The sequence below is a fragment of the Sorangium sp. So ce1014 genome (assembly GCF_051521505.1).
In the GTDB taxonomy this organism is placed as follows: Bacteria; Myxococcota_A; Polyangia; order Polyangiales; family Polyangiaceae; genus Sorangium.
In genome coordinates this window covers 11,854,121-11,880,861 of the sequence record NZ_CP150356.1, presented here as the reverse complement: position 1 = coordinate 11,880,861, position 26,741 = coordinate 11,854,121, and the positions used below count along the sequence as shown (strand labels likewise).

The window sequence follows — 26,741 nt, the reverse complement described above, 5'->3', positions numbered from 1 at the left end:
TCGGCTATGCCTCCGTGCGGGCGTCGCCCAGGTAGTAATCGCGCTGCGCCGGATAGTAGTCGGCGAAGCTGGGCAGCGGCTCACCGAGCCGGGAGGCGACGAGCATGTCGAGGTAATACTCCCAGCCCGGCCCTGTATCGCCGGCGAGCGCGGGATCGGTGAGGTGCTGGACGAAGGTGAGCTCGGTCGTCTCGCCCTTCGCCGCGAGCGACAGCTCGAGCCGCCACTCGCCGTAATCGTCCTTCGTCGCGAGCGCGACGCGATGCGGCGGCTCGCACGCGTCAATCGAGACGTCGCACCACGGCGCCCCCTGCTCGAACGCCATCTGGAGGCGCACCGTCTTGCCGGACCCCGCCTCCCCCTCCCACGGGCCGATCCAGCGCGCCGTGCTCTCGGAGGCGGTGACGCTCTGCCAGACGTCTTCAATGGGAGCGCGAAAGCTGCGCGTGATGACGAGATCGGCGCCTGTCGCCGTGCTCCGGACGCGGCCGGTGGGTCGGGGGCTCATGCTGTCTCCTTCTTGCGTTTCGTTTCGTTGCTGGATGGGGTCGCGGTCACCATGCGCCGCTGTCGGCCGACGCGGTGCACCTCGGTCTCGAGCGCGTCAAAACGGCGGTGCCACGGGCTCTCGGCGTGCAGCTCTCGCAGGAACGCCTCGATCTCGGCGAGCGCACCGAGCTCGAGGCGGTACTCGCGCTCGCGGCCGCACTGGACGTCGCGCACCAGGCCCGCCTCGCGCAGCACGCGCAGGTGCCGGCTGACCGCCGGGCGGCTGACCGGAAACGCGCCGGCGATGCTGCCGGCCGTGGCGCTGCGGTCGCGCAGCATCCGCAGGATCTCCCTCCGGATCGGATCCGCCAGCGCCTGGGCAACCGCGTCCATCGACGTGATGCGTAACCGATCTGTTACGCGTCGTCAAGCCGCACGGCGCACCCCGGCATGCGGAGTTGACGCACCGGCGTGCCCGACGTGAGCGTCCATCCAATGGGCGCCGCCCGCGTTCCGCCAATGCAACCATCGATCCTGCGGCGCGGCTCCGGCGGGGCACGAATGCAGGGCCGCGCGCATCGATAAATACAAACAACACTTGATTCCAGGGCGCCGCCATGCGGTTCTATGCTGAGGGGATATCTCCCCTTTACCCCGCAAGGAGGTCAGGATGGTCCTACATCGTCATCCACGCTCTCTCAGTTCCCTGCTCATCACCGCCACCGTTTTCGTGTGCCTCTTGGTCGGGCACCGGGCGGAGGCGGCTCCGTCGTATACGCTCTTCGAGAGCGGCCAGGTGAGGCCGCTCGCACTCTCGCCCGACCGCACGCTGCTGCTCGCGGCCAATACACCCGACAACCGCCTGGAGATCTTCCGCGTCACCTCGAGCGGCCTCTCGCACCTCTCCTCCGTGAGCGTGGGCCTCGAGCCCGTCGCCGTCGCCGCGCGCAGCAACGACGAGGTGTGGGTCGTCAATCACCTCTCGGACAGCGTCAGCGTCGTCGACGTGTCCTTTCCCTCACGCCCGCGCCTCGTGCGCACGCTCCTCGTCGGGGACGAGCCGCGCGACATCGTCTTCGCAGGCCCGGGTCGCTCGCGCGCGTTCATCACCGCGGCCCACCGGGGCCAGAACGCGCCGTTCGATCCGCAGCTGACGACGCCCGGGGTCGGCCGCGCGGACGTCTGGGTGTTCAACGCGAACGCGGTCGTGAATGACGCGTCGCTCGGCGGCGCGCCCCTCACGATCCTCACCTTCTTCACCGACACGCCGAGGGCGCTCGCGGTCAGCCCTGACGGGGCCTCGGTCTACGCCGCGGGCTTTCACACCGGCAATCGCACGACCGCCGTCCACCGCGTGCTCGTGGAGGAGGGCGGCGGACTGCCGCCGCCGATCACCAACTTCCTCGGCGAGCCGCAGCCGTCGACATCGCTCATCGTCCGCCACGACGGCGACCACTGGGTCGACACCCTCGGCCGCCCCTGGGACGACGAGATCAGGTTCTCGCTGCCGGACAAGGACGTCTTCGTCATCGACGCCATGGCCAGCCCCCCGCACCAGCGCCCCGGCAGCGCCGGCTTCTTCACCGGCGTGGGGACCATCCTCTACAACATGGTCGTCAACCCGGCGAACGGGAAGGTCTATGTCTCCAACACCGAGGCGTTCAACCTCGATCGCTTCGAGGGCCCGGGCACCTTCGCCGGCTCGAGCGTCCGAGGGCACCTGCACGAGAGCCGGATCACCGTGCTCGGCGGCGGCGCGGCCCTGCCGCGGCACCTGAACAAGCACATCGATTACACGACGTGCTGCGCCCCCGTGCCCAACCCGGAGAACGCGAAGAGCCTGGCCACGCCGGTCGATATGGCGGTGACCAGCGACGGCTCGAAGCTCTACGTCGCCGCGTTCGGGTCGAGCAAGATCGGGGTCTTCACGACGACCGAGCTGGAGAGCGACACCTTCACGCCGAGCCTGGCGAGCCAGATCCCGGTCAGCGGCGGCGGGCCGAGCGGGCTCGCGCTCGATCAGCCGCGCGGCCGGCTGTACGTGCTCACGCGCTTCGACAACTCCATCTCGATCATCAACACCGTGACGCGCGCCGAGACCGCGCACCTCGCGCTCCACAACCCCGAGCCGGAGAGCGTGGTCCGCGGGCGGGTGTTCCTCCACGACGCGAGCTTCACGTCGAGCCACGGCGACTCGTCGTGCGCGAGCTGCCACGTGTTCGGCGATCTCGACAGCCTGGCCTGGGACCTCGGCAATCCGGACGCGACCACCCAGACGAACGCTGGGCCGTTCACGAGCATCAACCCGCCGTTCCCCGCCGACACCACGCTGAAGCCCATGAAGGGGCCGATGACGACCCAGAGCCTGCGCGGGATGGCCAACCACGGGCCGATGCACTGGCGCGGCGACCGCACGGGCGGCAACGACGAGCCCACCGCGCAGCCGGACAGCGGGTCCTTCGACGAGCGCGCGGCGTTCAGGCGATTCCAGGCCGGCTTCACCGGCCTGCTCGGCCGGGACGCGCCCATCCCGGACGACGACATGGAGGCGTTCACCGACTTCATCCTCCAGCTGACGTATCCGCCGAACCCGATCCGGAATCTCGACAATTCCCTCACCGCCGACCAGCAGGCCGGGCGCGATCACTTCGTCCGCGAGGGCGTCGACGGCACGTTCTCATGCGCGTCCTGCCACAGCCTGGACCCCGACGCGAACGCCGACGTCGGCGAGCCTTTCCCCGGCTTCTTCGGGTCGGACGGCTCGAGCGTCGGACAGGAGAACGGTCAGAGCTTCAAGAACCCTCACCTGCGCAACATGTACCAGAAGGTCGGCATGTTCGGCATGGCCGCGGTCCCGAGCCTCTTCCACCCCGGAGACAACGAGTTCATGGGCGACCAGATCCGCGGCTTCGGGTTCATGCACGACGGGGTCATGGACACGCTCTTCCGCTTCCACCAGGCGATCGGGTTCGAGGAGAGCGGCTTCACGCCGAACGGCTTCCCGCTCGACGCCTCCGGGGTGATCCTGCGCCAGCAAGCGGTGGACTTCATGCTCGCGTTCGACACGAACCTCGCGCCGATCGTCGGCCAGCAGGTCACGCTCGGCGCGCACAACGCGGCGGCGGCCTGGCCGCGGATCGACCTGCTCCTCGATCGCGCCGAGGTCGGGGAGTGCGACCTCGTGGCGAAGATCCCGTTCTTCCTCGAGGAGATCGGGATGCTCTATGCAGGAGGTGGCCAGTTCACCACCGATCGGAGCGCGGCCCCGCCGGTGAGCGACGTCGGCCTGCGCTGGTTCTCCGTGCTCACCGGGCACCGGGTGACGTACACCTGCACGCCGCCCGGCTCGGGCCCGCGGAGCGGCGTCGACCGCGACGGCGACGGCGTTCGCGACGGCGACGAGCGCGACGCCGGCACGGATCCGGCGGATCCGTCGAGCCCCGGCTGAGCGGGCGGCGCGGCGCGGCGCCTCAGCCGCGCCGCGCCTCGCGCATGCACCAGCGCAGCGCCTCTTTCAGGCTGCGCAGCGTGCATACCTGCGAGAGATCGAAGCCCAGCCCGACCATCGTCTGCGCGACCGGCGGGCGGATGCCGGTGACCACGGCCCGGCAGCCGAGCAGCGTGAGCCCATTGGTGATCTTGATCAGGTGCTGCGCCGTGGTCGTGTCGACCGAATCGATGCCGGTGAGGTCGAGGATGGCGAAGGCCGCCTGCCGCTCCACGACGGCCGCGAGCAGCGACTCCATCACCATCGCCGCGCGATCCGCGTCGACCGCGCCGATCAAGGGCACGATGAGCACGTCCTGCCAGACCTCGATGATCGGGCTCGACAGCCGTGCGATCGACTCCTGCTGATCCCGGGTGAGCCGCAGCTGCTCCCGCAGCTGCTGCTCGACGCGGCGCTGCTGCGTGATGTCCTCGCTGATGGCGCCGACGCCGATGATCTCGCCGAGCACGTCCTTCTGGGGGACGAACCGGGTCCGCCAGACGCCGTCTTGCCGGTGCTGCTCGGCGTGCGCGACCTCGCCGGAGAGGGCGCGCTGGAAGGCCTCGCGCACGTCGTCCGTGTCGCCGCAGAGCTCGACCATGTGCTTGCCCAGCCCGTTTCGCTCCATCGCGCCGACCTGCGCGAGCGCCCCGCCCTGCGCCACCACGCAGACGCCGTCCTTGTCGAACGCCCAGATGATGATCGGCATGCTGCTGATGCACGCGCGGAGCAGCTCCGCCTGCGCGGCGAGGTTGACGTGGTCGGCCAGGTTGATGCCGAACGTCTGCACGCCATCGATCTCGCCGTCCTCGCCGCGGCGGGGCGCGTAGTGCACGATCCAGTGCACGCCGTCGGCCACGGTGTCCATGCGGACCGTCTCGCCGGCGAGCGCGCGCTTGCACAGCTCGTGGACCTGCGCGCCCTCGCCGTAGAGCTCGAGCATGGTCTTTCCGACGAGCTGGCCCGACTTGAGCCCGAGGTTCACGAGCCCGTTGCCGTCGGAGACCTGGAGCGTGCCCGCCCGGTCGCAGGCCCAGATCACCGCATCCATGGTCTGGAACACGTCGACGAGGACGCGCGCCTGCGTCTCCCACGCCTCGCGATCGGGCTTCACGGCGGCCCAGAGCGCCGTGTCGTCGGCGCGCCACAGGGTCCATCGCAGCGGGGTGGTCTTGCCGCGGGCGTCCACGAGGCGCGCCGTCGCGGAGACGCTGCCCGCGGCGGCGCGCGCGGCCGTCATCCGCGCCGTCAGCTCGCCGCGATCGTCCTCGTGCACGCGCTCGAGGACCCGCCCGGGAGGACCGACGCGCTGCTCCCAGGGTGGGTTACAGGCGACCACCTCCCCCGTGCCGGAGAGCAACGCCATCGGCATGGGCGTGCCGTTCAGCAGCGTCGTACACGAGATCGAGGTGAGCCTGTTATCCATTGCTTCCTTGCAACAAGGCCAGAGGTGGCGAGCCCGGCGCGCTCCCAGGCCTCTCGCGATGGGTGTAGAACCGAGCTCGGGTCACCGTCGAGACACCAGGTGCGAACAGGTAGGAGACTGCCGGGAGGACCTTGGTTCTGGGACGGTCGAGCACTAGCTACAAAGCGAGCCGTGCTCCGGTGATATCATTTGACAGCGCGTGGGCGCCAGCTCCATCGCTGTGAGGGGCACCGGCATCCGGGTGGTGGCCCGCCCGGACCGGGGAGGGCGACATGAAGGCGGGAGTCGCGCGCCCGGTCTCCTGTCTTCCTGCAGGAGCTCACGATGGGCGTATCGGCTCCGCGAGCCAGCGAACCAGCGCCTCGCCCTCGAGATCGAGCAATGCATCCTCGACCTCGCACGGGCCGATCGCGCGGGCTCGCTCGAGGATCGAGCGCTCTTCTTCGGCCGTCGGTCGTCGCCCGAGCCGCCGCGCGAAGAGGCGGCCGAGCAGCTCGGCGATCGCCTGCTGCTTGCCACGCTCCTCTCCGCGCAGCTCGCCGCGTTGCTCGCCTCGTTGCTCTCCGCGCAGCTCGCCTCGCAGCTCGCCTCGCAGCTCGCCTCGCTGCTCTCCTCGTCGCTCGGCCTCGATGATCATCTCCCCGATGATCGGCGTGCGCCGGAGCAGCCCCTCTTCCTTGTCCTCCACCATGATGATGAGCTCCTTCAGCAGATTATGCCCCCAGGGATCGATGGTCGCCATCACCAGGAGCGCCGTGTACAGCTCGGCCCGCTCCTCGACGGTCGTCGCCCCCGCGTGGATCTCCGCGACCACCTCCTTCAGCGCCGCCGCGGTCGCGTTACGTGCAAGCGGGGTGAATACCAGCCAGAGCACGCTGCCGCGCGCCCGGAGCTCGCCGACCGTGCGCTGGTAGACGGCGTCGACGCGGAAGTGCGTGCCGCTGAACGGCCGCCCCGGCCAGGCGGTGCGGCGCTGGCCGGTCGCCGGCAACCGCCGGCTGCGGCCCGACAGGACCACGGCGACGCTCTCGATCGGCGGCACCGGCTCCCCGGGGCCTTCGAGGCGAAGCGCGGCGAAGAGGAAGCCGAGGTATTCGAAGAGGCGATCCGGAACGTCGTCGCGGAGCGCGAAGCAGAACTCGACGTGCAACACCCGCGGCTCGCCGTCGACCCGCAGGCGCAGGGCCTTGTCGAGGCGGCGCTCGATGTTCGTGACCTGGCTGTCGACCCAGCCGAGGACCTCGATGCGGCGTCCCTCGGGGACGAGGGCGCGCACCAGGTCCTCGGGGCGCCTTCGGGCGAGGTGGCGCAAGGTGATGTCGGCGTCTCCCATGCACGGCTTCCATGGCAGATCGCGTACCAGCGGTTCAGGAGGCAAAAAAACAAGGGATTCCAGGGTGAGGCGTGCCGTCGGGCAGGTGGCGGCGCCATGGCGGGTGACAGCCTCGCGAGCCGCGGGCAGCAGACTACATGCCACGGCGAGGGTTGAATACGCACAGGGCGCTGCCCGGCGTGCGCGTCACACGAGCAGGGCACCCGCGCATGCTGCTGCCGGGCGAAGTGGTGACCATGATCATTGGACGCGGGTATCGCGTCGCCGACGGGCGCATCACCGTACGCGCCCCGAACGGGAACACCGTACTGACGCGGCATGTGCCGGTCCCTGAGACAGGTATCCATTCAGAGTCAATCGAGCTCAACGTCGCGTATCGCGCCGACCCGCTGATCGTACCGAACGACGCACCGCGCCGAGCGCACGTCGCTTGCTCGGAGGGTCAACCGCGTTCCGGGACACTGACGACATCGCCGGAAGCGGGCCGGTCCCGCTCCGCGCGTGCCAGGGTCACGAGCACGTCGACCGACCACTGATCGTCGACGTGCTCGCCGTACTTCGCGGCGAGCACCCGCCCGTCGCTCGCGATCAACAGATCGGCCGGCAGCCCGAGCCGGCCGCCGTGCGGATCGAGCGAGGGAGCCGGCTGCCGCCGCGCGACGACCGCCGGCAGGCTCGCCGCGGCGCCGGGTCTCAACCGCTTGGACATCGAGCCTCCCTATCCGCTGAACGGTCTCGTAGGTGTACTGTGTATACTTAACAAGTATGCGCGTACGGTGTACGCTGTCAAGGCCATGCCCCGCCCGCGCTCGCTTTCCCCGCAAGGCATCGCCGCCGCCGCGCTCGCCGTCATCGATCGGGAGGGGCTCGCGGCGCTCTCGATGCGGGCGGTCGCCGGCGAGCTGGGGATGAGCACGATGGCGCTCTACCGGTACGTGAACGACCGCGAACAACTCGAGCGGCTGGTGGTCGACCTCGTGCTCAGCGCCGTCGACGTCGACGTGCCCGCGTGCGCCCCCTGGAGCAAGCGGGTGACGCTGCTCGTCACGCGCGTGCGCGACGCGTTCCGCGCGCACCCGGCCGTGGTCCCGCTGACGCTGGCCCACCGGCACAGCTCCGAGGGGCTGCGGCGGTTCGGCGAGGCGCTGCTCGGGGTGCTGACCGCGGCCGGCTTCGCCGGAGCGCACCGGGTCATCGCCTTTCGCAGCCTGATCAGCTACGTGAGCGGCGCGCTCCAGGCCGAGCACCTCGGACCGCTGTCGGGGGACGGTACCGCGCGGCTGGCGGCGCTCTCCGAGGCGGACTATCCGTTCCTGTCGGCGACGGCTCGTGACGCGCGGCGCGTGCCGCCGGACCAGGAGTTCTTCGGCGGGCTGGCGATCGTGCTGCGCGGCCTCCACGCGGACGAGCAGCGCTCTCGGTAGCGCTTCGCGCGCGCGAGGCTCCGTTGAACAGGTCTTCGTTCCGAATCAAGCGAGCGCTCCTCTGCTGACTCACCCCGTGCCCTGGACCGCCGGCCCATCGAAGGCCGGAGCTCACCGGCAGGGCCACCGACCGCCGTCGAGGTCGAGCGGCATCTCCATGCTGTTGAAATTCCACGCGTTCGCTCGCGGGCAGAAGAGCGATCCATCGGTCATGTGACCCGAGAACGGATCGTCGTATTCCACCTCGAACACGGCCTTGCCGTTCGCCAGGAACGTATCGACGAGGATCTCGCACTCGTCGTACTCGAAGCACTGCTCGTTCAGCGTCCAGTCAAAGTACGGCCACAGGTCCTCCGCCTGCTCGATGTCGCCCTTGAGCCCGACGGACATGCCCATGCCGTGGGCGAGCTCCGCGATGAATCGGTTGTAGGCGATCTGGTCTTCGTAGGTGAGGGGGAACCCTGAGTCGTTGGCATAGCCGTCGACCTCGTCGGGCTCGATGGCGTCGAAGCCCTTGTCTTTACAGGCCTGGAACCGGGCCCGCATGATCGGCCCGAGGACGTCGATCTGCCGGATATCGAGCCAGAACGAGCCTTCCCAGTGGTAGTCCGGGTTGCCCTTGACCGACTCCGGGAAGTCGCCGGCGTCCGGCCGGTAGTCCTCGAACGCGCCGACGTCGACGTAGCAGATGACCCTGGCGCCCATCGCGTGGAGCGCGGCGACCGTCTCGGCCGGCGTGAACTCCCAGTCGAGGTCGTAGACCGAGGGGGGCGGCGTATCGAGGGGTGCTCCGGTGGGATCGACCAAGCCCATGTCCCTCGGGTCGTTCACATCCAAAGGGTGGTCGATCATCCAGTGCCACGACGTCTCCAGCGCCGGGATCCAGAGATCGGGGTCCCCTCCGGCGGACGTCGACGAGGCGGACGTCGACGAGGCGGACGTCGACGCCGCCGGCGAGCTCGATCCGCCGGGCGGGTCTCGGCTCGTACCCCCTGCTCCGCCCGGATCCGTGCCGGCGTCGGCGCACGCGAGGAGCACCGACGCCAGGACGGGAACCAACGATTCGACCACCGCGAGCCACGATCGATGCATGATGGCGCTCCTCTCATCGCTCCGGAGCTCGACCGCTCCGGCGGGGGCGCATGGACGCCCACCCGGCACCCAGACGCCTCACGGCCGGAGCTTCGCCCTGGAAGCGAGAGAGGGAAACACAGAAAGCGGAGATAGCCTGCTCTTGCGCTCGTCGACTTCGCGCCCCTCCGCGGCGTCAGCACGCCGAGGAGGCGCTGTTGATCCTGAAGAACAGGGGGAGCCTCGCGATCGATGCGGCGACCCGAGGAGACGGTCCCTCCTCAGGGATGCGCCTGTCACACGATCGCCCGCTCGCCCGATGGTCCGGCCATGAGAGCCGCCGCCCCGACCGCCCTCGCCCTCCTGATCTCCTGCACCCCCGCCCCGCGCGACGCGGCCCCACCGGCGCCGAGCGCCGCCGCCGCCGGACCGACGCCGCCGATCATCGCAGCCGCCGGACCGACGCCGCCGCCGTCCTGCGCACGGCGCACCGCGGGCCCCGCCCCCGCGCCGCTCGATCCGACCCACGCCGGCTCCGGCGTCGCCCTCGCGGACCTCGACGGCCGCACCCTCGCCTTCGTCGCCGACGAGGACGATCGCGCTCTCCACACCGTCGACCTCGACGCCCGCGCCGCGCTCGCGCGCACCCCGCTCGCGGGCCGGCCCGCCCAGGTGATCGTGCTGGGCGACGGTCGCGTCGTGGCCTCGCTGCGCGACCGCGGCCTGCTCGAGGTGCTCGAGCCGACCGGCGCCGCCGCGCCGCTCGCGCGCCTCTGCCTGGTGCCCGTGGCGAGCGAGCCGGTGGGGCTCGCGATGACGCCGGACCGCGCGACCCTGCTCGTCGCGAGCCGGTGGGCCCCTGCGCTCACCAGCTTCGCGACCGCGGACCTCCGGCGGCTCGGCGAGCTCCCGCTCGCGCGGGATCCCGGCGCGGTCGTCGCATCCGCCGACGGCCGGCGCGCGTTCGTCGCCCACGCCGTGGGCGGCCGCATCAGCGTCGTGGCGCTCGGCGATGGCGGGGCGCCGACCTCGGCGCGGGAGCTCCCGACCGACGGGGTGGAGTGGCGCCCACGGGCTGCACTGTCGAAGCTATCGAGCTGGGTTGCCCCTCCCGTGCCGAGCGGGGCCGCTCGAAGCGCGCCCGCCGGGCGGAAGGGCCTCGGGGCGGTCCAGGCGCCCGCGCCGGTGCGCGTCGACCGCCGCGGCTCGCAGGGCTTCGCGCTGGCGCGCGCGGCGAACGGCGCGATCTTCGCGCCCATCGCGCTCGTGGATCCGGGGCCCGGGACGAACAGCGGCGGCTACGGGGCCGCACGCGCCCAGACCGCGATCGACCACATCGCGGTCGTCGACGCGCTGGGCGAGCGCGCGGACGTCCCGCCGGTGTCGACCCACCTCGGGACCCAGGGCTGCCAGCTGCCGCGCGCGGCCGCGATCGCGCCCGCGGAGGAGGTCTTGCTCGTCACCTGCCTCGGCCGCGACGAGGTGATCGCCTACGACGCCCGCGCCCGGATCCCAGGCCAGACGAAGGCGGCCGGATCGGCGCGGGATCGCGAGCTCTACCGCGCCCGCGTGGGCTCCGGGCCCACCGCCATCGCCGTCGACAGCGCGCGCGGGCGCGCCGTGGTCTTCACCCGGTTCGACGGCGAGCTGACGATCCTGCCCGCCGCCCGCGCCCCGGCGTCGGCCGTGATCCGCAGCCCCAGCAAGGAGCTTTCGGGCGAGCTGCCGGTCGTGGTGCTGCCCCGCGCGTCGCGCCTCGACGAGCGGCGCGCGGAGGGCCAGCGGCTCTTCCACGCGGCCGGCGGGCGGCGCATCGCGTTCGACGGCCGCGCCTGCGCCAGCTGCCACCCCGACGGTCGCGACGACGCGCTCACGTGGTCGACGCCCGAGGGGCCGCGCCAGACGCCGGTGCTGATGGGGCGGCTCGACGGCACCGCGCCGTACGGCTGGGAAGGCGACAAGAAGGACCTGGAGGGCCACTTCGCCCGGACCCTGTCGCGGCTCGGAGGCGCCGGCCTGACCGCGGAGGAGCGCGACGCGATCTTCGCCTATCTCCGCGCCATGGAGCCGCCCGGCGGCGCGGCGGACCTCACGGCCGAGGAGCGCGCCGCGATCGTTGCGCCGCCGCCGGCCGGCGCCGCGAAGGCAGGCGTCCACGCGGCCCTCGCCGCGCGCGGCGAGGCGCTGTTCAACGCCCGCGAGGCGGGCTGCTCGAGCTGCCACGTGGGCGATGAGCTGACCACCGACGGCGCGCGCCACGACGTGGGGAGCGCGACCCGCTTCGAGGCGGTGCGCGCCTTCGATACACCCTCGCTGCGCTTCATCGGCAGGTCGGCGCCGTACTACCACGACGGCCGCTACCCGACGCTGCTCGCGCTACTCGACGGCGTGGACGGAACCATGGGACACACCGCCCACCTGTCCGCCCAGGATCGACGAGCCCTTGTCGCCTACCTGGAGTCGCTCTGACGGCGTCCTGAGGCCCGCGCTGCCGAGCCGTTCCGGCCCGCCGGCACGAGCGCTACCACCGAGCGTGAGTTGCGGAGAGCGCACCGGAGGCGATACGTTGAGACCACACCTTCTCGTGAGGTCCGCCCGAGGTGCCTTGTCATGGGAAATGAATTCTCCGAGCACCGCGCGCACTCGGCCGAGTACTTCGGCGACACGCGCGACAGCTGGTGGAATCACGATTACGTCGAGCTCCTCGCGCGGAGGTGGGGCCTGAGCCGGGTGCGCGAGGTGCTCGACGTCGGGTGCGGCGTGGGGCACTGGGGGCGCGTGCTCGGCGGCGTCCTGCCCAGGGCGGCGCGCATCACCGGCGTCGACCGCGATCCCGTCTGGGTCGAGAAGGCGGCCGAGCGCGCGGCGGCGCGCGGGGAGACGGAGCGGTTTCGTTATCAGGTCGGGATCGCCGAGCAGCTGCCGTTCGAGGGCGACACGTTCGATCTCGTGACGTGCCAGACGGTGCTGATCCACGCCGCGGATCCGGCCGCGATGATCGCCGAGATGGTCCGCGTCGCCAGGCCAGGCGGGCTCGTGGCGGCCGCCGAGCCGAACAACCTGGCCGGCGCCCTGCTCGACGCGGCCGTGCTGCGCGCGCCGGTGGAGGAGACCCTCACCCTCGTGCGCTTCCAGCTCCTGTGCGAGCGGGGCAAGGCGGCCCTGGGCGAAGGGCACAGCTCGCTGGGCGAGCTCGTCCCCGAGCTCTTCGCCAGGCACGGTCTCCTCGACATCCAGGTCTATCTCAACGACAAGGCGAGCGGGGTCCTGCCGCCCTATGCGTCGGCGGAGCAGCGCGCGACCGTGGAGGAGATCTCCGACTTCGCCCGGCGCGACTTCTGGATCTGGAGCCGGTCCGACACGCATCGCTATTTCCTCGCCGGCGGCGGCGAGGAGCACGATTTCGAGGCGTGCTGGGCGGCGGCGCTGGCCGCGGCCCACAGAAACGCCGAGGCGATCGCCCGGGGGACGTACGCGAGCGCCGGCGGCACCGTCGGCTACATCGTGTGCGGGACGAAGCCGTTCCCGCATTCGAGCCGCCACCTGCCCGCCCCGCCCCTGCACCGGGATCGATGACACGGGCGAGGTGATCGCCGCCCCGCGTCGACCAGGAGACGAATGAGCGTCTCAAATGCAACTGCATCACATTTGCATTTGACTTTTAGTTGTGCCGCTGGCATAAGGTGCGCGCCGGCGGCGATGGCCCCGGCTGCCCAGTCATGCTCACGGCGAACAAGCTTTCGAAAACCTACGGGGGCGTCCCCGCGCTCGACGCGCTCGATCTCGAGGTCCCGGCCGGAGAGGTGTTCTGTCTCCTCGGCCCCAACGGGGCGGGCAAGACCACCACGCTGAGCCTCTTCCTCGGTTCCACGAGGCCTTCCTCCGGCGCCGCCTACGTGGGCTCCGCTCACGTGGAGCCCGATCCCATCGGGGCGCGGCGGCGGATCGCCTACGTCCCCGAGCAGGTCCAGCTCTATCCGCACCTCACCGGCTGCGAGAACCTCGCTTATTTTCTCGGCCTGTCGCAGGCGCGCGTGCCCCCCTCGGCGGAGCTCTCGCGGCTGCTCACCGCGGCCGGGCTGCCCGAGGGCGCCGTGCGCCGCCCGGCGAGCGGTTACTCGAAGGGCATGCGGCAGAAGGTCGTCCTCGCCCTCTCGCAGGCGAAGAGCGCCAGCGCCCTGCTCCTCGATGAGCCGACCTCCGGGCTGGATCCGGGCGCCGTCCGCGAGCTCTGCGCCGCGATCCGGCGCGAGGGCGACCGCGGCGCCGCCGTGCTGATGGTGACCCACGACCTCGGCGCCGTCGCGAGCATCGCACACCGGATCGGCGTCATGAAGGCCGGCCGGCTCGTCGAGATCACGAGCGCCGCCGGCCTGTCCGAGGCCGAGGTCCTCTCGCTGTACCGCCGGCACTTCGACCCCCCCGGCGACGCGGCTCCCCCGCTCCCCGCGCGCGGCGCCGCTCCCGCCGCGCCTGCGCCGCAGGCCCTGTCATGACCCCGCGCGCGCGCACCTCCGGCCTCGCCACCGCGCTCGCCGCGCTCCTCTCGACCCCCGCCGCCGCGGCGGCGCCCCCGGGAGACGCCGCGCCGGCCGGCGCTCCAGGGACCGTGGCGCTCGACGCCTCTCCCGCGCTCGGCGAGGAGGTCGTCGTCATCGGCCAGCGGGTCGGCCCGCTCGACAGCGCCGACGTCGTGACCTCGGTCGATATCCTCGGCGGCGAGGCGATCCAGGGGCAGAGCACGGCCGAGCCGCTCGAGCTGCTCCGGCGCGTGCCCGCGGTCTACGTCGAGTCCTTCAACCAGGGCATCATCAACGCCGACGTGGGGCTCCGCGGCTTCAACACGCAGGGCGACGTCGCCCACACGAAGCTGCTCATCGACGGCATCCCCAGCAATCACCACGTCGGCCTCCCCGACATGAAGGCCGTCTTTCCGCTCGAGATCGAGCGGATGGAGGTCGTCAAGGGCACGAACGACCCGCGCTATGGCCTGAACAACGTCGCTGGCAACATCCATGTCATCACCCGCAAGACGGGGAGCGAGCGCATCGCCCGGCTCCTCGCCGGGAGCTTCTGGACCGTCGAGCCCCAGCTGCTCGTCGCGACCGAGCACGACGCCCTGAGCCAGACCTACTTCGCCGGATACCGCGGCTCGGACAACTACCGCGATCACACGAGGACCGACAGGGTCGCCGGCTCGGCCAAGTGGTTCTACGAGCCGTCCAGGGAGCTGCGGGTCGGGCTCATCCTGCGCGGCATGCTCCTCGACGCGGACGCCCCCGGCTACCTATCGGCCGAGGACGCGCGCGCGCGCCCCACGGCGTCGCCCGCCCACTCGGCGACCGACGGCGGCCGGCAGACGACCCTCCACGCGAGCGTCCACCTGGATCACGAGCTCGTCCAGGGCCTCTCGTGGCAGCTGAAGGGCTACGGGCAGGCGTTCCTGCGGGACCGGTGGGTGAAGTTCGATCCCGACCTCGACCAGCAGCTACGGGTCGAGAACGACAGGCAGTACGGCGCGATCTCCGTCCTCACGTACCGCACGCGCGACCCCCGGGCGCTCGGCCTCACCGTCGAGTGGGGGGTCGACTACCAGCTCCAGGACACACGAGCTCAGCGCATTCCCACGGTCGATCGCGAGCGGCAAGGCGCCCCGTTCCGCGACGAGGACTTCGCCCTCCACGCCGCCGGCTCCTACGTGCAGGCGAGCGCGAGCCCGATCAAGCCGATCAAGCTGGTGGCCGCGCTGCGGGCCGACCGCCTGGCCGGCGCCGGCAGCTTCCTGGAGCAGCCCGAGGGCGAGACGGCCCGGATGGTCGACTACGATCTCAACGACTACGGCTTCATCTGGCAGCCGAAGGCGAGCGTCATGGTCACGCCGGTGAAGGGACAGAGCCTGTACGCCAACTACGGGCGCACGTTCCAGATCGGCACGGGAAAGGGCGCCTATGCCCTTCAGGGCACCCCGCTCGATCCGTCGATCAACGACGGATGGGAGATCGGCGCCAGGTCGAGCGTCTTCCCGTGGGTCACGAGCCACATCGCCTACTGGGAGCAGCGCGCGAGCGGCGAGGTGCGGGACAAGGGCGACGGCTCCGGCGACGCCGAGAACGTCGGCGAGACGCTGCGGCGCGGCTTCGACGTCGAGCTCACGCTGCGGCCGTTCGAGTTCCTCTCGGTGTGGGGCGCGTTCAGCCGCGCCCTCTCGGAGCAGGTCGAGCCCGGGCCGGCGCTCGCCGCGAACAAGGGCAAGGAGCTCGATCACGTCCCGAGCTTCAGCGCCAAGGGCGGGATCGACGTGCACCCCGTGCAGGAGCTGCTCGTGTCGCTCTTCTGCTACGCGCAGGGCGATTACTACCTGAACAAGGAGAACAGCACCCCGGAGCACGGCGCGCGGAAGGTCGGCGATTACGTCGTCGTCAACGCGAGCGCGGCCTACGACGTGAGCGAGGCCCTCTCGGTCGGCGTCGAGGTGAACAACCTGCTCGACCGGTCATACGACACGTCCATCTGGTACAAGGACTTCGGCGCCGCAGGGGCCCAGCACAACCCGGGCAACGCTCGCTCGGCGTACGTGACTGGCACCTTGCGCTTCTGAGACCGCCGCGGTCCGACGAGCCCCTCAGGGAGTCAGCGCATGAGAGCCCTCTTCACAGCGGCGCGGCACGAGGCGATCCGCGCGTTCCGCAACCGCACCTTCCGCATCGCCGCCGCGCTCGTCGCGGCGCTCCTCGTCGCGGCGTTCCTCCTCGAGGCGGCGCGCCACACCGGGGAGGCCCGCCAGCGCGCCGCCCTCCAGGAGCTCGTCCATCGCCAGTGGGTCGACCAGCCCGATCGCCACCCGCACCGCGCCGCCCATTACGGCTCCTTCGCCTTCCGGCCACCGAGCCCGCTCGGTTTCTTCGACCCAGGCCTCGAGTCCTTCGCCGGCACTTCCCTCTTCCTCGAGCCGCACCAGCGCAACGCGCTGAGCTTCAGCGAGGCCGCGCAGTCGAGCGAGCTCGCGCGCTTCGGGACCCCGAGCGCCGCCTTCGTCCTCCAGGTGCTGCTCCCGCTGCTCCTCTTCTGCATGACCTTCGCCAGCGTCGCCGGCGAGCGCGAGGCCGGCACATGGGCCCTCGCCGTCTCCCAGGGCGTGGACGCGCGCGTCCTCATCGCCGGCAAGGCCCTCGGGACGCTGCTCGCGGTCGCGCTGTGGCTCGCGCCGCTCCTCGCGCTCGCGCTCGCCGGCGCGATGCTCACCGGCGTCCTCGACGCCTCCGGCGACACGCTCGTCCGCGCCGCGCTCCTCGCGGGCGGCTATGCCGTCTATCTGACCGCCTGCACGGCGCTCGGCGTGCTCGTCTCCTCCTTCCACCGCCGCGCGCAGGGCGCCCTCCTGACGCTGCTCGGCCTGTGGGTCGCGCTCTGGATCGTCGCGCCGCGGCTCGCCACCCAGGCCGCGAGCCGCCTCCACCCGACGCCCTCGCGGGCCCAGGTCGAGCTCGACCTCGCGCGGGCGATCCGCGACGTCGGCGACAGCCACGATCCCGGGAATCCCCATTTCCAGGAGCTGCAGCGCCGCACCCTGGCCGAGCACGGCGCGTCGCGGGTCGAGGACCTCCCGGTGAACTACGGCGGCGTCGTGATGCGCGAGGGGGAGAAGGTCACCACCGCGCTGTTCAACGACTACTACACGCGCCTGTTCGACGCGCACCGCGCCCAGGACGGGCTGGCGCTCCAGGCGGGCCTGTTCACGCCGCTGCTCGCGATCCGCTCATTCTCGATGGGGCTCGCCGGCACCGACGCCCACCACCTCGTCGACTTCGAGCAGCAGGCCGAGGCGCACCGCTACGCCTTCATCCAGCACCTGAACCAGCTGCACATCACCAGGATCCGCTGGCACAACGACAAGGCGCAGCGCGTCGATCGGGCCGAGTGGAGCGAGCTCTCTCCCTTCGAGCACAGGCGGCCTCCCGCCGGATGGGCGCTGTCCCGCGTCGCGCCCGCGGGCCTCGCCGTGCTCGCGTGGGCGGCGGCGCTCTCGCTCGGGGTCGCGCTCTTCACCCGCCGGCACGGAGAGGCATCATGAACCCCTTTGTCGCATGGGCTCGCCTCGAGCTCCGCCAGCTCCTCCGCGCGCGGGTGCTCCTCGTCACCGCCTCTCTCCTGCTCGCGGCCGGCGTCGCCGCCATCGTGGACGGCGCGGCCCGCGTCGCCGCGGAGCGCGAGGTCATCGCGGCGCTCGAGCCTGCGCTCAGGGAGGAGGAGAGCTATCTCCGCGAGACCCACGCGCCGCACGACGACCTCGGCCTCGTCCTTTACTACCTCGGGATGCCGATCGCGCACGAGCCGAACGAATGGACGGCGCTGTCGACCGGGCTGCGCGACGTGCACCCGTACAGCCGTCACTTGCGCTTCATCGGCCTCGTGCCCCAGCTCTACCAGACGGATATCGCCAATCCGCTCAAGCAGCTCGCCGGCAGCTTCGATTACGGGTTCGTCCTCATCTTCCTCGTCCCGCTCTTCATCATCGGCGTGAGCTACGATGTCCGCTCGCGCGACGACGACCTCGGCACGGCGGCGCTCGTCTGCTCCCAGCCCACGCGCCTGTCGCGCCTGCTCGCCGTCCGGCTCGCGCTGCGCGCCGCGCTCGTCGCCGCCGTGGCGCTCGCGCTGTTCGCCTTCGCTGTCGCCTGGCTCGGCCTGCCGCTCGACGCGCGCGCCGGCGCCTTCGCGCTCGCCTCGCTCGCGTACGTCGCGCTCTGGTTCGTGCTCGTCTTCCTCGTCGCCTCGTTGCGCCGCTCATCGGCGTGGAACGCGATCACGCTCGTGGGCGCCTGGATGGCCTGGTGCGTCCTCTTGCCCGCGATGGTCAACCTCGCGATCCTCACGGCCTCTCCCGCCCGCGGCGGCGTCGAGCTCACGCTCGCGCAGCGTCAGGAGATGAACGCGGGCTGGGACCGGCCGAAGCGCGCCACGCTCGATCCGTTCTTCGCGCGGCGCCCCGAGTGGGCCTCTACCCCCGTGCCCGAGGACCGCTTCTCCTGGCCCTGGTACTACGCCATGCACGAGATGGGCGACGCGCACGTCGCCCGGGAGGTCGAGGCGTATCACGCGGCGCTCGCGCGCCGGGAGCGCTGGACCGAGCGGGCCGCCCTCGCCCTGCCGCCCCTCGCGCTCCAGCTCCTGCTCGACCGGATCGCGGGCACGGACATGGCCACCGAGCTCGCCTTCCGGGACAGCATCGCCGCCTACCATGGCGAGCTGAAGCAGTATTTCTATCCGCTCGTCTTCAACTACAAGGGCCTCGCGGCGTTCGACATCGACGCCGTCCCGCGCCATCGATTCGCGGGCGCCGGGCAGCCGGTGCCGCTCTCCGCGCTCGCGGGGCTCGTCGGCGTCCTCGGGCTGCTCGGCGTCATGCTCCCGCGGGCCGTTCGCCGCATCGACGCGACCCCGCGGCCGGAGGAGGCGACCGTCGCGAAAGAGGAGCTCTCTCCGGCCGGCCGCCGGCCCAAAGCCCCCGAGTCGCCGCCACGGATGGATGACGCGCGACGGGAACGCGCGGGAGACATGAGCCATGGATGATCGAACGCCGCGGATCGAGGACATCGACGGTCTGCTCTTCACCCCGGATGAGCTCGCCGCGCTCGCCGAGCCGCCGAGGACCCTCTATCTCTCGCTGCCGCCCACGCTCTCCGCCGAGGAGATCGAGCGGGTCAACCGGGGCACCCAGGTCGCGGGGGGCGACTACGTCTATCGCGGGCTGAATTTCGCGGTCCCGTCCGGCGTCCTCGTGCCGGGCGGGACGAGCGAGGTGATCTTCGACGCCCTCCACGACGGGCTCGTCGAGACGCAAGGCGCCTCGGTCATCGTGATGGGGTGCGGGGCGGGCGTCGAGCCCGTCCTCGCGCGACGGCGCGGCGCCCGGGAGATCCACGCCATGGATATCCATGAAGCGAGCGTCGCGTCGAGCCTCGCGAGCTTCGAGCGGCACACGGGGCCGCGCGACCCCGAACGGCATCACTTCGTGATCTCGGATCTCTTCTCCGCGCTGCCGCGCGGCGAGCGCGCCGACGTGATCGTCTTCAACCCGCCCGCGAACCCGCTGCGCTCGGACGATCCCGATCTCACCCGGGTGAACTTCTCGGGCTCCGCGATCATGGTGCGCTTCTTCGACGAGATCGCCTCGCGGGCGCTGCTCGCGCCGGGCGGCAGGGTCGTCACCGTGCTGTCCAACGCGAGCGACCTCCGGGGCATCGTGGCGCACGCGCTGCGGCGGGGCTTCAGGCTCGAGATCGTGAGACGGAAGACCTGGTCCGCTCCCTACGACAAGATCCTGACACACCTCCTCTCCTTCACGCTGGACGAGCGCTGACGAGGGATCGACCGATGGCCCAGCACCGAACCCAGCCCGGCGAGCCGCCCTTGAGCTTCGGGTCGTACTGGAAGCTCGCGCTTCCCCTGACCCTCGCCGGCCTGTCGGGGCCCCTCATGAACGCCACCGACACCGCCGTCATGGGGCACTTCGGCGACGCGACCACGATGGGCGGAGTCGCCGTCGGCAGCCAGATCTTCAACACGCTCTACTGGCTCCTCGGCTTCTTCCGGACCAGCACGAGCGGCTTCGCCGCCCAGGCGCGCGGCGCCGACGACCGCCAGGAAGCCGCCTTGCAGCTGCTTCGCCCGCTGGTCTTCGCCGGCCTGGTCGGCTGCGTCTTTCTGCTGCTGAAGGCGCCTCTGGGGGCCGCCGGCCTCGATCTGATGGGCGCCCACGGAGCCATCGCGTCTCACGCGGCAGCCTACTACGAGGCGCGCATCTGGGGGGCGCCTGCGGCGCTGATGGGCTACGTGGTCGCAGGCTGGCTCATCGGCATGGCCGAGGTGCGCTGGGCCATGCTCCTTTATGTCGGGATGGACCTCCTCAACCTCGTCCTGACCGTCACCTTCGTGAAGGTGCTCGGCCTCGGGGTGAGCGGCGTCGCCTGGGCCACCGTGCTGGCCGAGGTGACGAAGGTCCTCGTCGGTTTCCTCGTGATCTGGCGCAGAGGTCACCTGCGGGGCGTCCATCTCCGAGGGCAGCACTTCGTCGATGTCCACGCGTTCACCCGCATGTGGCGGGTGAACGGCGACGTGCTTGTGCGCACCACCTGCCTCCTCGGCGTCTTCGGCTGGATCACGCGCCAGAGCGCGCTGCTCGGCCCCGAGGTCCTGGCCGTCAACGCGATCCTCATGCACATGCAGCTCGTCATCTCCAGCGCGCTGGGCGGGCTCGGCAACACCGCGGGGATGCTCGCCGGCCAGGCGATCGGGGCTCAGTCCCGGCGGCGCTTCCGCGACACGCTCCGGCTCTCGTTCTGGACTGCGTCGCTGTCCGCGCTGGCCATCAGCCTCGGGTGCATCGTCGCGCAGCCGGCCCTCCTCGGGCTGTTCACGCCGGTGGAGTCCATCGTGCAGACGACGGGCCGCTACTACGTCTGGATGGTCCTGTTCCCGGTCGCGATCTTCTGGAGCATGATCCTCGAGTGCGTCTTCACGGGCGCCACCCGGGCTGGCCCTGTCCGTAACTCGCTGCTCGCCGCCACCCTCGTCTTCTTCGTCACCTGGCCCGTCTTCTCGGCCCGCTGGGGCAATCACGGGCTCTGGATGGCCTTCCTCCTGTTCAGCCTGACACGCTCTCTGTATCTCCAGCTGGCGCTCCCGCGGCTCGTGCCGCTGGCGTTCCCGACGCGCCCCCGAGAGCCCGTCGCCGCCTGACGCCCGCTCCCCGCGGGCCGCCGTCCCCTCACTTCCAGGAGAGCGCTCGATGTGTTCCATCGCCGGCATCTTCAACAAGGACAAGAGGCGGCCCATCGCCGCCGCGCAGCACGACGAGATGGCATCGCTCCTCGAGGCGATGCACCACCGCGGGCCCGACGCGCGGGGCGCCCTGCAGTGCGCGAGCTGGGCTCTCCTCGGGAGCAACCGGCTGCGCATCACCGACGCCGGGAACCCGGGCGCGGACATGCCGCTCACCTCGACCGATGGGCGCCTCGCCATCGTCTATAACGGCGAGATCTACAACCACCGCGACCTGCGAAGGCGGCTGTCGGGCTTCCGGTTCAGGACCGCCTCGGACACCGAGGTCATCCTCGCGGCGTACGAGGCCTGGGGGCTCGCCTGCCTGGAGCGGCTCGAGGGCATGTTCGCCTTCGCCCTCTTCGACAGCGCGACGCAGACGGGCGTCATCGCCTGCGACCCCACCGGGCAGAAGACCGTCTATCTCTGGGAGGACGACGACGCCCTGGTCTTCGCCTCGGAGATCGACCCGCTCGTCAAGAACCCCTACCGGAGGAAGGACTGGGACCTCGAAGGTCTCGCGGAGTTCACCGCGCACCGCTTCATCCTCGGCAGCGCGACGCACATCCGGCAGATCCGGAAGCTCGAGTCCGGCACCTGGCTCAAGAGGTCGCCCGAGCGGCAGGAGGCAGGGCGCTTCTACAGGATCCCGCGCGGCGATCTGTCGAGGATCGACGTCCCCGCGATCCAGCAAGAGATTCGGGACGCGGTCGTCGACGGCTGCCGCAGCACGTTCGATCTGGAGGTCCCCTACGGCCTCCTGCTGAGCGGCGGTATCGACTCCACGGCCGTCCTCGCAGCGGCGCGACGGGCGGGCCTCCCCATGAAAACGTTCTCGATCGGCTTTCGGCCGACGGGTCAGCTCCTCCCTCGGAGCGCCAGCGTCTTCGACGAGTTCGCCTACTCGAGAGAGCTGGCCCGGGAGCTCTCGACGGAGCACACCGAGATCACGCTGTCGGACGCCGACTACTGCGCTTATCTCGACCGGTGGATCGCGATCGCCGGCGAGCCGCTCGGCTCCCAGGAGGCGCCCTGCCTCATCCGGCTCTTCGAGGAGGCGGGGCGAGAGACGCGCGTCATCTTCTCCGGGAGCGGGCCTGACGAGATCTTCGACGGCTACTCCTACGGCCAGGCGATGGCGGACGTCCCCCTCTCCGAGCTCGCCGAGCGCTACTACGCGACCTTCCGCTGGTCCGGGACGACCGACCTCGGGCAGCTCATGCCTCACCACGACGCCGCGCGCCTGACGACCGGCAAATACCGCGAGATCCTCTCGCTCTACCGCGACTGGCCGCTCGACAGCCTGGAGGCCGTGCAGCTCCTGCACTTCCACGGCCGGCTCGCCGTCTACGAGTTCCGGCAGATGGATCTCATCAGCATGCGCCACAGCGTCGAGGCCCGCTCGCCCCTCGCGAGCGCCGGGGTCGTCCGCAGCGCCTTCAATTTCCAGAGCCAGCTGAAGCAGCTCGGCGGCCACGAGAAGGGGATCTACAAGCAGGCCCTCGCGGATCTCGTTCCCCCGGTCATCGCCTCGCGCAAGAAGCAAGGGTTCCCCATCCCCGGAGAGATGTGGTGCTCGAGGCCGTTCGTGGAGCGGGCAGCCATCCTGTTCGACCCGGGTTGCGTGCTGAGCGGCGCCGGCCTCATCGATCAGGGATACCTGAGGAGGCTCTGGGAGGACCCGGACCCGGCCACGCGCAACCTGTTCTCCCGCCTGTACACCGCGGAGGGCATCCTCCGGCGCCAGGCGCCCTACCTCTCGCCGTCGCGGGCCGCCTGATCCCGGGCGCGTCGCGACCGGGAGATGACGCCCCGGAGGCGAGGCGCGCGCAGTAATCGCAATTCATTTGCAATTGACTTTCTGTTTTCGATGACACATATGGAGCCTGCCGGCGGCGGCAAGCCCGCCGGCAGGCTCCGACTGCCGGCGGCGCAGCGACGTCTGGCGCCGTGGGGCGGAGCCTCCGCGCGCCGCGCCCCGGCCTCGAGGCCACACGGCACGCCCGACGAGCTCGCGCCTGATCTCCCGTCATGAGCCAGCGTGTCCCCGCGGCTCCGCGCGCTTTTACGGCTGCTTACGACGGGAGCGTCGCGCCCTTGCCCTGGCACATCGACCCTGACGAACGGCTCCGCTGAGCTGGAGGGCCTCATGGACACGATCACCGATCCTTCGCTTTCGACACGCATTCACCGCATCTACCAGGAGCTCGCGACCATGGGCTCCCTCGAGCCGAGCCAGCGGGTGAACCACCTGTTCGGCGAGCTCGTGAGCATCTCCATGTCCCGATCGCGCGGCGAGGTCGACGAGGTGCTCGGAGATCCGGTCGTGAGCACGATCCGGGAGGGCCTGTGGCGCGTCTGCTCGCGCGGCGAGTTCGAGCTGGAGCGCCACTGGGCGCGGCGTATCGTCGCCGCGGACGACCCGGCGGCCGAGCTCCGGAGCTTCCCCTACGCCGTCAATTACGAGAAGCTGACCCGGCTCGAGCTCTCCAGCCTGCGGGGCGTGCGCGACCAGCTGCCGCGGCGCGTGTTGTTCATCGGCTCCGGGCCGCTCCCGTTCACCTCGATCCTGCTCGCGGAGCGCCACGGCCTCGCGGTCAGCAACCTCGACGTCGACGAGGAGGCGTGCGCCGCCGCCCGCGCGATCGCGCGGCGGCTCGGGCTCTCGGACAGGCTCGAGTTCGCCTGCGCCGACGCGCTGTCCTGCGCCGACCTCTCGGAGTTCGACTGCGTGTTCCTCGCCGCGCTCGTCGGCATGAACCGGCGCGAGAAGAGCCGCCTGCTCCACCACCTCCACGGCGTGATGCGCCCGGGCGCGCTGCTCCTCGTCCGCAGCTCGCAGCGCCTCCGCGCGCTCCTTTACCCCGAGGTCGACATCCATGGAATGACGCCGTTCGAGCCGCTCCTGGAGATCCATCCGCACGACGAGGTGATCAACTCGGTGATCATCGCCGAGCGGCCGGGGCACGACCGGGGCGCCGGCTGAGGGGGTCGCATGCTACGATCCCGGCCTGTCAGGACCCGGCCGAGGAGCCCATCATGACCACGCCTGCGTTCCCATCGAAGCTGCCGTCGACCGGCGTCAGCATCTTCACGGTGATGTCGCGCCTCGCGAACGAGCACGGCGCCATCAACCTGTCGCAGGGCTTTCCGGATTTCGACTGCGCGCCGGAGCTCTGCGACGCCGTCGCCCGCCACATGCGCGCCGGCCTCAACCAGTATGCCCCGATGCAGGGGGTGCTGGCCCTGCGCGAGGCGCTCGCCCTGAAGATCGAGCGGCTCTATGGCCGCCGCTACGATCCGGCGACCGAGATCACGATCACCTCGGGCGCGACCGAGGGCATCTTCAGCACGATCACCGCGTTCGTCCGGCCCGGGGACGAGGTCATCCTGTTCCAGCCCTGTTACGACTCGTACGCGCCGGCCGTGCAGCTGAACGGCGGAACGCCCGTGTTCGTCACGCTCCGTTTTCCGGAGTACCGCGTCGACTGGGACGAGGTGCGGCGCGCGCTCACGCCGCGCACGCGGCTCCTGCTCATCAACTCGCCGCACAACCCGACCGGAACGGCGCTGTCGGCCGACGATATGCGCGAGCTCGCGCGGGTCGTGGACGGGCGGGATGTGATCGTCGTCGGCGACGAGGTGTACGAGCACATCCTCTTCGACGGGCGCCGGCACGAGAGCCTCGCGCGGTACCCGGAGCTCTCCGACCGCTCCGTCGTCATCAGCTCCTTCGGCAAGACGTACCACACGACCGGCTGGAAGGTGGGCTATTGCGCGGCGCCGCAGCCGCTCTCGGCCGAGATCCAGCGGGTGCACCAGTTCGTGACGTTCGCGGTGAACGCGGCCATCCAGCACACGTATGCCGAGGTCGTGATGCGCGACCCGCTCGCCGCCGATCTCGCGCCCTTCTACCAGGCGAAGCGGGATCTGTTCCTGAGGCTCATCGAGGGCTCGCGGTTCCGCCCGCTGCCGTGCGAGGGCACGTATTTCCAGCTTGTCGACACCTCCGCGATCACGACCGAGCGAGACGCCGACTTCGCGCTGCGCCTCCTCCGCGAGCACGGCGTCGCCTCGATCCCGATCTCCCCGTTCCTCTCCGGCGTGGAGCCCGGGCCCGTCCTGCGGTTCTGCTTCGCCAAGCGGGACGAGACGCTGGAGCGCGCGGCGGAGCGGCTGCGCCGGGTCTGAGGGGCGCCGCGGCGGCCGGCTGGTCCTCGGGATAGAGGGTCAGATGGCTCATCGCCGCAACCTCATCTTCTCGAGCTCGTAGGTGAGCAGGTGCTCCAGCGCCACCGTGTGGCGGCGCGCTTCGCGCATGGAGCGGCTCCAGGCATAGAGACCGTGACCCGCGATGAGATAGCCCACCGCCTCCGGGCGGCTGGCCATCTACAACGGGAGTCGATCAAATGCAACCAATTTGCATTTGATCCTCACCGCTCGGACATCCATACCTGGTCACGACGCGCGCAGGTGGCTCCGGGGACCACGATCTCGGGTCAGCGCGCGATCGCGCCTCTGTAGACCTAATTTCATTTGCAATCAATATACAGTAGTAGTATCAGGGCTGAGCGCGCCCGGGATCAAGCCCGGTCGCCGCGCGCCGCGGCGGCCCATCCACGTCGATGGGCAGGGCTCGCCCGCCATCCCGCCCTCTGCCAGGCGCCGCCGAATGGAGGCCTCATGCTGAAGTACACGTCCCAGCTCCGAGAGATCCCCCGCGACGTCATCGGCGGCATGCTCGAAGACGTCGCGCGCGCCGACATCCCGTGGTCCGAGAACTACTCGCGGTATCAGTCCGGCGGGTGGAAGACGGCCGCGCTCTACAACGCGAGCGGGGACTCGCAGGAGAACGACCTCGCCGACTGCGCGCCCGTCCCGACCGAGGTCGTCCCGCGGCTGCCCCGGGTCCGCGCCTTCGTCGAGGGGTCAGGCCTCAAGCTGATGTGGGTCAGGCTGCTCCGGCTCGATCCGGACGCGTTCCTGTGGGAGCACACGGACTACGGGGCTCACAACCTGAGCCGCGTTCCCCGGCTGCGGCTCCACGTTCCGCTGAAGACCAACCCGGACGCGCTCATCGTCCTGCCCTCGCGCTCGGTCCACATGAAGAGCGGCTTTCTCTGGAAGCTGTCTCCTCACCAGACACGCCATGGCGCCTGCAACCGCGGCTCCGAGGACCGAATCCATCTGATCCTCGACTGCTACATGAACGGAACCCTGGAAGAGCTCATCTCCCGGGAGTTCCTCCACCCGGACGCGCTGCGGGACAAGCCCTGGCTCTCGGAGGAGCGCTTCGCGGAGCTCTGCCGCGCCGCCGACGCGCTGGTGAGCGGCGGACACCAGAGCGCCGCAGAGGACCTGTTCCGGAAGGTGTTCCACGATCACGATCTGGGCCCCCTGTCGAGCTACGACCTGCTCGCGCGCTATCACGAGGAGCGCGGCGACGCCGCCCGGCGGGATCACTGGTTGACCGAGAAGACCACCTTCCTGAACCTCAACGTGCCCGGACATCCGTTTTATCAGCGCGCCCATGCGTGAGGCATGGAATCAAGGAATCAAGGCGTTCGAGGGATCGAGGCGCCCTGCCGCTGCGCTGCCCCGAGCTCACCCACATCGACCACCGCACAGCGCCTCCGGCGGCGCCCGAGGCGGAAAAATACGCCTGCTTGCCAGCGAGCCAGGACCTTCATA

General features: G+C 70.8%; 20 protein-coding genes and 1 pseudogene. 14 read left to right on the top strand and 7 right to left on the bottom strand.

Going from position 1 to position 26,741, the window contains the following annotated elements; genetic code table 11:
* Nucleotides 1–4: 4 nt before the first annotated feature.
* Nucleotides 5–508: an SRPBCC family protein gene (locus tag WME75_RS44745; RefSeq protein WP_437484282.1), complete on the bottom strand. Its 504-nt coding sequence runs from the start codon at nt 506–508 to the stop codon at nt 5–7.
* The gene (locus tag WME75_RS44740; RefSeq protein ID WP_437484279.1) at nt 505–882 is read right to left on the bottom strand and encodes an ArsR/SmtB family transcription factor; all 378 of its coding nucleotides are present in this window, start codon (nt 880–882) and stop codon (nt 505–507) included. Before WME75_RS44740 ends, WME75_RS44745 begins: the two co-directional genes overlap by 4 nt.
* A gap of 277 nt (nt 883–1,159) precedes the next feature.
* Between WME75_RS44740 and WME75_RS44735 the strand changes: the two genes are divergently transcribed.
* Entirely contained in the window at nt 1,160–3,937 is a 2,778-nt protein-coding gene (locus tag WME75_RS44735; RefSeq protein ID WP_437484276.1) for a hypothetical protein, read from the top strand.
* A gap of 22 nt (nt 3,938–3,959) precedes the next feature.
* On the opposite strand, the gene WME75_RS44730 is transcribed toward WME75_RS44735, so the two are convergent.
* The 3 genes and pseudogenes from WME75_RS44730 to WME75_RS44720 all read right to left on the bottom strand — a co-directional run.
* Nucleotides 3,960–5,402, bottom strand: a complete 1,443-nt coding sequence (locus WME75_RS44730) for a PAS domain-containing protein (protein ID WP_437484273.1) — start codon at nt 5,400–5,402, stop codon at nt 3,960–3,962.
* A gap of 319 nt (nt 5,403–5,721) precedes the next feature.
* A complete protein-coding gene (locus WME75_RS44725) occupies nt 5,722–6,735 on the bottom strand; it encodes a hypothetical protein (RefSeq protein ID WP_437484270.1) in 1,014 nt (337 codons plus the stop codon).
* 442 nt (nt 6,736–7,177) lie between these two features.
* A pseudogene (locus WME75_RS44720) lies at nt 7,178–7,396 on the bottom strand (hypothetical protein); the annotation flags it as partial.
* Nucleotides 7,397–7,529: 133 nt separating this feature from the next.
* Here WME75_RS44720 and WME75_RS44715 point away from each other — a divergent pair.
* The gene (locus WME75_RS44715) at nt 7,530–8,159 is read left to right on the top strand and encodes a TetR/AcrR family transcriptional regulator (RefSeq protein ID WP_437495056.1); all 630 of its coding nucleotides are present in this window, start codon (nt 7,530–7,532) and stop codon (nt 8,157–8,159) included.
* 111 nt (nt 8,160–8,270) lie between these two features.
* Here the strand turns inward: WME75_RS44715 and WME75_RS44710 are convergent, their stop codons facing one another.
* Nucleotides 8,271–9,251: an endo alpha-1,4 polygalactosaminidase gene (locus tag WME75_RS44710; RefSeq protein ID WP_437484267.1), complete on the bottom strand. Its 981-nt coding sequence runs from the start codon at nt 9,249–9,251 to the stop codon at nt 8,271–8,273.
* Between the two features lie 309 nt (nt 9,252–9,560).
* Here WME75_RS44710 and WME75_RS44705 point away from each other — a divergent pair, with 309 nt between their 5' ends.
* The 11 genes from WME75_RS44705 (at nt 9,561) to WME75_RS44655 (ending at nt 25,241) form a co-directional block, all read left to right on the top strand.
* Entirely contained in the window at nt 9,561–11,699 is a 2,139-nt protein-coding gene (locus WME75_RS44705) for a cytochrome C peroxidase (protein WP_437484264.1), read from the top strand.
* Nucleotides 11,700–11,840: 141 nt separating this feature from the next.
* Nucleotides 11,841–12,806 carry a class I SAM-dependent methyltransferase gene (locus WME75_RS44700; protein ID WP_437484261.1) on the top strand — a complete coding sequence of 322 codons (966 nt, stop codon included), beginning with the start codon at nt 11,841–11,843 and terminating at the stop codon, nt 12,804–12,806.
* Nucleotides 12,807–12,949: 143 nt separating this feature from the next.
* A complete protein-coding gene (locus tag WME75_RS44695; protein WP_437484258.1) occupies nt 12,950–13,726 on the top strand; it encodes an ABC transporter ATP-binding protein in 777 nt (258 codons plus the stop codon).
* A complete protein-coding gene (locus WME75_RS44690) occupies nt 13,723–15,828 on the top strand; it encodes a TonB-dependent receptor (protein WP_437484255.1) in 2,106 nt (701 codons plus the stop codon). The genes WME75_RS44695 and WME75_RS44690 overlap by 4 nt, the downstream gene beginning before the upstream one ends.
* A 39-nt stretch (nt 15,829–15,867) precedes the next feature.
* Nucleotides 15,868–17,301, top strand: a complete 1,434-nt coding sequence (locus tag WME75_RS44685; RefSeq protein WP_437484252.1) for a DUF3526 domain-containing protein — start codon at nt 15,868–15,870, stop codon at nt 17,299–17,301.
* A complete protein-coding gene (locus WME75_RS44680; protein ID WP_437484249.1) occupies nt 17,298–18,800 on the top strand; it encodes a DUF3526 domain-containing protein in 1,503 nt (500 codons plus the stop codon). The genes WME75_RS44685 and WME75_RS44680 overlap by 4 nt, the downstream gene beginning before the upstream one ends.
* Nucleotides 18,793–19,590, top strand: a complete 798-nt coding sequence (locus tag WME75_RS44675; RefSeq protein WP_437484247.1) for a methyltransferase — start codon at nt 18,793–18,795, stop codon at nt 19,588–19,590. Before WME75_RS44680 ends, WME75_RS44675 begins: the two co-directional genes overlap by 8 nt.
* Nucleotides 19,591–19,604: 14 nt before the next feature.
* Nucleotides 19,605–20,969, top strand: a complete 1,365-nt coding sequence (locus WME75_RS44670) for an MATE family efflux transporter (protein WP_437484244.1) — start codon at nt 19,605–19,607, stop codon at nt 20,967–20,969.
* A 49-nt stretch (nt 20,970–21,018) separates the two neighbouring features.
* On the top strand, nt 21,019–22,830 hold the full coding sequence (gene asnB / locus WME75_RS44665) for an asparagine synthase (glutamine-hydrolyzing) (RefSeq protein ID WP_437484241.1): 1,812 nt from the start codon (nt 21,019–21,021) through the stop codon (nt 22,828–22,830).
* A 369-nt stretch (nt 22,831–23,199) separates the two neighbouring features.
* The gene (locus tag WME75_RS44660; protein ID WP_437484238.1) at nt 23,200–24,036 is read left to right on the top strand and encodes a nicotianamine synthase family protein; all 837 of its coding nucleotides are present in this window, start codon (nt 23,200–23,202) and stop codon (nt 24,034–24,036) included.
* Between the two features lie 53 nt (nt 24,037–24,089).
* The gene (locus WME75_RS44655) at nt 24,090–25,241 is read left to right on the top strand and encodes a methionine aminotransferase (RefSeq protein ID WP_437484235.1); all 1,152 of its coding nucleotides are present in this window, start codon (nt 24,090–24,092) and stop codon (nt 25,239–25,241) included.
* A gap of 48 nt (nt 25,242–25,289) precedes the next feature.
* On the opposite strand, the gene WME75_RS44650 is transcribed toward WME75_RS44655, so the two are convergent.
* Nucleotides 25,290–25,439: a class II aldolase/adducin family protein gene (locus WME75_RS44650; RefSeq protein ID WP_437484233.1), complete on the bottom strand. Its 150-nt coding sequence runs from the start codon at nt 25,437–25,439 to the stop codon at nt 25,290–25,292.
* A gap of 294 nt (nt 25,440–25,733) precedes the next feature.
* On the opposite strand from WME75_RS44650, the gene WME75_RS44645 reads away from it, so the two are divergent.
* Nucleotides 25,734–26,588, top strand: coding sequence for an aspartyl/asparaginyl beta-hydroxylase domain-containing protein (locus WME75_RS44645; protein ID WP_437484230.1), 855 nt, complete (start codon nt 25,734–25,736; stop codon nt 26,586–26,588).
* The last annotated feature ends 153 nt before the right edge of the window (nt 26,589–26,741 follow it).

What these genes read in the sequence shown, in the direction of transcription:
- WME75_RS44745 (WP_437484282.1), bottom strand. Translation starts at nt 508, where the DNA reads ATGAGCCCCCGACCCACCGGCCGCGTCCGGAGCACGGCGACAGGCGCC.
- WME75_RS44740 (WP_437484279.1), bottom strand. Translation starts at nt 882, where the DNA reads ATGGACGCGGTTGCCCAGGCGCTGGCGGATCCGATCCGGAGGGAGATC.
- WME75_RS44735 (WP_437484276.1), top strand. Translation starts at nt 1,160, where the DNA reads ATGGTCCTACATCGTCATCCACGCTCTCTCAGTTCCCTGCTCATCACC.
- WME75_RS44730 (WP_437484273.1), bottom strand. Translation starts at nt 5,402, where the DNA reads ATGGATAACAGGCTCACCTCGATCTCGTGTACGACGCTGCTGAACGGC.
- WME75_RS44725 (WP_437484270.1), bottom strand. Translation starts at nt 6,735, where the DNA reads ATGGGAGACGCCGACATCACCTTGCGCCACCTCGCCCGAAGGCGCCCC.
- WME75_RS44715 (WP_437495056.1), top strand. Translation starts at nt 7,530, where the DNA reads ATGCCCCGCCCGCGCTCGCTTTCCCCGCAAGGCATCGCCGCCGCCGCG.
- WME75_RS44710 (WP_437484267.1), bottom strand. Translation starts at nt 9,251, where the DNA reads ATGCATCGATCGTGGCTCGCGGTGGTCGAATCGTTGGTTCCCGTCCTG.
- WME75_RS44705 (WP_437484264.1), top strand. Translation starts at nt 9,561, where the DNA reads ATGAGAGCCGCCGCCCCGACCGCCCTCGCCCTCCTGATCTCCTGCACC.
- WME75_RS44700 (WP_437484261.1), top strand. Translation starts at nt 11,841, where the DNA reads ATGGGAAATGAATTCTCCGAGCACCGCGCGCACTCGGCCGAGTACTTC.
- WME75_RS44695 (WP_437484258.1), top strand. Translation starts at nt 12,950, where the DNA reads ATGCTCACGGCGAACAAGCTTTCGAAAACCTACGGGGGCGTCCCCGCG.
- WME75_RS44690 (WP_437484255.1), top strand. Translation starts at nt 13,723, where the DNA reads ATGACCCCGCGCGCGCGCACCTCCGGCCTCGCCACCGCGCTCGCCGCG.
- WME75_RS44685 (WP_437484252.1), top strand. Translation starts at nt 15,868, where the DNA reads ATGAGAGCCCTCTTCACAGCGGCGCGGCACGAGGCGATCCGCGCGTTC.
- WME75_RS44680 (WP_437484249.1), top strand. Translation starts at nt 17,298, where the DNA reads ATGAACCCCTTTGTCGCATGGGCTCGCCTCGAGCTCCGCCAGCTCCTC.
- WME75_RS44675 (WP_437484247.1), top strand. Translation starts at nt 18,793, where the DNA reads ATGGATGATCGAACGCCGCGGATCGAGGACATCGACGGTCTGCTCTTC.
- WME75_RS44670 (WP_437484244.1), top strand. Translation starts at nt 19,605, where the DNA reads ATGGCCCAGCACCGAACCCAGCCCGGCGAGCCGCCCTTGAGCTTCGGG.
- asnB (WP_437484241.1), top strand. Translation starts at nt 21,019, where the DNA reads ATGTGTTCCATCGCCGGCATCTTCAACAAGGACAAGAGGCGGCCCATC.
- WME75_RS44660 (WP_437484238.1), top strand. Translation starts at nt 23,200, where the DNA reads ATGGACACGATCACCGATCCTTCGCTTTCGACACGCATTCACCGCATC.
- WME75_RS44655 (WP_437484235.1), top strand. Translation starts at nt 24,090, where the DNA reads ATGACCACGCCTGCGTTCCCATCGAAGCTGCCGTCGACCGGCGTCAGC.
- WME75_RS44650 (WP_437484233.1), bottom strand. Translation starts at nt 25,439, where the DNA reads ATGGCCAGCCGCCCGGAGGCGGTGGGCTATCTCATCGCGGGTCACGGT.
- WME75_RS44645 (WP_437484230.1), top strand. Translation starts at nt 25,734, where the DNA reads ATGCTGAAGTACACGTCCCAGCTCCGAGAGATCCCCCGCGACGTCATC.